This is a genomic window from Streptomyces thermovulgaris (assembly GCF_002155915.1).
GTDB lineage: Bacteria > Actinomycetota > Actinomycetes > Streptomycetales > Streptomycetaceae > Streptomyces > Streptomyces thermovulgaris.
In genome coordinates, this window is record NZ_MUME01000238.1 from 1 (window position 1) to 3,482 (window position 3,482).

Below are 3,482 nucleotides of genomic sequence, written 5' to 3' on the forward strand. Positions count from 1 at the left end.
GGGGTACGAGGCGGACGACGTGATCGCCACCCTGGCCACCCAGGCCGAGGCCGAGGGCTTCGAGGTGCTGATCGTCACCGGCGACCGGGACTCCTTCCAGCTGGTCAGCGAGCACACCACGGTGCTGTACCCCACGAAGGGGGTCTCCGAGCTGACCCGGTTCACCCCGCAGAAGGTCGCCGAGAAGTACGGGCTGACGCCGGCCCAGTACCCGGACTTCGCCGCCCTGCGCGGCGACCCCTCCGACAACCTGCCCGGCATCCCCGGCGTGGGCGAGAAGACGGCCACCAAGTGGATCAACCAGTTCGGCTCCCTCGCCCGGCTGATCGAGCACGCCGACGAGATCAAGGGCAAGGTCGGCCAGAACCTGCGCGACCACCTGGAGTCCGTCAAGCTCAACCGCCGTCTGACCGAGCTGGAGCGGAACGTCGAGCTGCCCGGGACGGTCGCCGACCTCGCGCGCACGCCGTACGACCGCAAGGCCGTCGCGATGGTCCTGGACACCCTGGAGATCCGCAACCCCTCGCTGCGCGAGCGGCTCTTCGCCGTCGACCCGGGCGCCGAGGAGGCCGACACCACCCCGGTCTCCGTGGACGGCGTGCAGCTGGACGGCGCCGTGCTCGGCACCGGGGAGCTGGCGCCCTGGCTCGCCGAGCACGGCACACAGCCCCTCGGTGTCGCCACCGTCCACACCTGGGCGCTGGGCACGGGCTCCGTCGCCGAGATCGCGCTGGCCGCGCCCGGAGGAGCCGCCGCCTGGTTCGACCCGTCCCGGCTGGACGAGGCCGACGAGGCCGCGTTCGCCGACTGGCTGGCCGACGCCGGACGGCCCAAGGTCTTCCACGACGCCAAGAGCGCGATGCGGGTCTTCGCCGAGCACGGCTGGAGCATCGAGGGCGTCACCATGGACACCGCGCTCGCCGCCTACCTGGTCAAGCCGGGCCGTCGCTCCTTCGACCTGGACGCCCTGTCCCTGGAGTACCTGCACCGCGAGCTCGCCCCCGCCGCCGCGGCCGACGGCCAGCTCGCCTTCGGCGTGGACGAGGGTGCCGAGGCCGAGAACCTGATGATCCAGGCCCGCACCATCCTCGACCTGGGCGAGGCCTTCGAGGAACGGCTGCGGGAGGTCGGCGCGGCGGAGCTGCTGCGCGACGTGGAGCTGCCCGTCTCCGCCCTGCTCGCCCGCATGGAGCGGCACGGCATCGCCGCCGACCGCGCCCACCTCGAGGCGATGGAGCAGATGTTCGCCGGCGCGGTGCAGCAGGCCGTGAAGGAGGCGCACGCGGCGGCCGGCCACGAGTTCAACCTCGGCTCGCCCAAGCAGCTCCAGGAAGTCCTCTTCGGCGAGCTCGGCCTGCCCAGGACCAAGAGGACCAAGACGGGCTACACCACCGACGCCGACGCCCTGGCCTGGCTCGCCACCCAGACGGACAACGAGCTTCCGGTGATCATGCTCCGCCACCGTGAGCAGGCCAAGCTCCGCGTCACCGTCGAGGGCCTGATCAAGACCATCGCGGCGGACGGCCGCATCCACACGACCTTCAACCAGACGGTCGCCGCGACCGGCCGTCTGTCCTCCACCGAGCCCAACCTGCAGAACATCCCCGTCCGCACCGACGAGGGCCGGGCCATCCGCCGCGGCTTCGTCGTCGGGGAGGGCTTCGAGTCGCTGATGACCGCCGACTACAGCCAGATCGAGATGCGGGTGATGGCCCACCTGTCCGAGGACGAGGGCCTGATCGAGGCGTTCACCTCCGGCGAGGACCTCCACACCACGGTCGCCTCCCAGGTCTTCGGCGTCGACCGCTCGGCCGTGGACCCGGAGATGCGCCGCAAGATCAAGGCGATGTCGTACGGCCTGGCCTACGGGCTGTCGGCCTTCGGCCTCTCCCAGCAGCTGAAGATCGAGCCGGCCGAGGCCCGCGCCCTGATGGACGCCTACTTCGAGCGTTTCGGCGGGGTACGGGACTATCTGCGCCGTGTGGTCGACGAGGCACGGGCGACCGGCTACACCGAGACCCTCTTCGGCCGCCGCCGCTATCTGCCCGACCTCAACAGCGACAACCGCCAGCGCCGGGAGATGGCCGAGCGGATGGCCCTCAACGCGCCGATCCAGGGCACGGCGGCGGACATCGTCAAGATCGCCATGCTGCGCGTGGACCGCGCCCTGCACGAGGCCGGTCTCGCCTCCCGGATGCTGCTGCAGGTCCACGACGAAATCGTCCTGGAGGTCGCCCCCGGCGAGCGCGAGGCCACCGAGGAGATCGTCCGCCGCGAGATGTCCGGCGCGGTCCGGCTCAGGGTTCCCCTGGACGTCTCGGTGGGCGTCGGCCCGGACTGGGAGTCGGCGGCGCACTAGGCGCGTCAGGAGCTGTCCCCGGTGTCCCGCCCGCAGCGGGAGCTGTGCGAGGGGGACGGCTGCCCGGCGGGACCCGGTGGTCCCGCCGGGGCGGACGGCGGTGCCGTGCCGCCCGCTTCGGGCGGCCTGAGCAGCGTTCCACCCCGTTGCGCCGCTGGTGGAACGGGGGACGAAGGCTGCCGGCCCCACCCCACTGCGCCCTCCCAGGAAAGGGCCCGCCATGATGAAATACCTTGCGGCGCAAGGGAGTCGACGGGCACGGGGGGCAGGAGCGCATGACGGACACCAGCTTGTACATCGGACCCGGCTCCGCTCCGGACCGGTACCGGCTGCTGCGTTCCATCGGGCGGGGCGGGGAAGCGGTGCTGTACCTGGCCGAGATCGAGCTGAGCGGGGCGAGCGAACCGGTCGTCATCAAGGTCCTCGACGCGGAGGCCACCCTGACGGCGGCCGAATTCGAGAAGATCAGCGCCCGGTGGAGCGAACAGGCCGAGCTGCTGCGCTTTGTGCACCGGCTCGGCGTCGTCGGTGTCCGCGAGCACTTCGAGGGACCGCCCGCGCACCGCAAAGGCGCCGCCGGCACCCCGCCCGGGCGTTCCCTGTGCCTGGTCATGAACTACGTCGAAGGCGTCGACCTGCGTGACTGGCGGGCCGAACACCCGCTGGTCACGCTCGCCGAGCGCCGGGAGGCGGTGCGGTACCTGGAGCAGCTGGCCGAGGTCCTGGACTGGCTGCACTCGGGCAGGGGAACCCCGTCCGGCCGGGTCGTGGTGCACGGCGACCTCTCCCCGGGCAATGTGATGGTCGACTCCAACGGGCAGGCCACCCTCGTCGACTTCGGGCTCAGCAAGCTGACCGCGGAACACCGCACCGCCGAGGTCTGGTTCACGCCCGGTTTCGCCGCGCCGGAGGTCTTCGAGGGACTGCGCACCCCGGCCACCGACCGGTACGCCTTCGGGGCCCTCGCCTACTTCCTGCTCAGCGGACAGTCCCCGGCCCACACTCCCGAACAGCTGCGCGAGCAGTTCCTCGGCCTTCCCGAGCTGGCCGCGCTGCCCGCCGAACGCCGGGCGGAGCTGACGGCCATCTGTGCCACCGAGGCCGGGCAGCGCGGCCAGCTCGG

General features: G+C 71.9%; 2 protein-coding genes. Both read left to right on the forward strand.

Going from position 1 to position 3,482, the window contains the following annotated elements:
* Window positions 1-2,359 (forward strand): DNA polymerase I (gene polA, locus CCN35_RS18830; protein ID WP_086793631.1); only part of this gene is annotated, 2,359 nt, incomplete at its 5' end.
* Between the two features lie 275 nt (window positions 2,360-2,634).
* On the forward strand, window positions 2,635-3,482 hold an 848-nt coding region (locus CCN35_RS18835), incomplete at its 3' end, for a serine/threonine-protein kinase (protein WP_143631644.1).